This is a genomic window from Luteimonas sp. TWI382 (assembly GCF_039674545.1).
Taxonomy (GTDB): Bacteria; Pseudomonadota; Gammaproteobacteria; order Xanthomonadales; family Xanthomonadaceae; genus Luteimonas.
Genome location: NZ_JBDJNS010000058.1, coordinates 1 through 544 on the forward strand (window position 1 = coordinate 1; position 544 = coordinate 544).

A 544-nucleotide genomic window follows, 5' to 3' on the forward strand; every position below is an offset into this window, starting at 1 on the left:
GGAGCCACCGCGTCCCCAGAACCGCTACGAGCATCCCAACCCCGGCGACATGCTGCACCTGGACATCAAGAAGCTTGGACGCTTCCGGCGTCCCGGACACCGGGTCACGGGCGATCGCACCCAGTCCAGTGACGGCGCCGGCTGGGAGTACGTCCATGTCGCGATCGATGACAACTCTCGGGTCGCGTTCTCCTGCATCCAGAAAGATGAGCGGGCCATCAGCGCGGTGCATGCGCTGATCGCGGCCCTGCGCTACTACCGGACGCTGGGTGTGTCCTTCCGCCAGGTCCTCACCGACAACGGCGCCTGCTATTGCTCTGCGCTGTTTGCCCGCGCAGTCCGGCGACTGGGCTTGAAGCATCGCCGCACGCGCCCCTACACGCCGCGCACCAACGGCAAGGCCGAACGGTTCATCCAGACCAGCCTTCGAGAGTGGGCCTACGCCCGCAGCTACGACACTTCCGACCAGCGGGCTGCTGAACTGCCCCACTGGCTGCACACCTACAACTGGCATCGACCCCATGCCAGCCTCGGCTACAACCCG

General features: G+C 66.2%; 1 protein-coding gene. It reads left to right on the forward strand.

Going from position 1 to position 544, the window contains the following annotated elements; translation table 11 throughout:
* The coding region (locus ABE505_RS17075; protein ID WP_346445852.1) for an integrase core domain-containing protein at positions 1-544 on the forward strand (544 nt) is incomplete at both ends.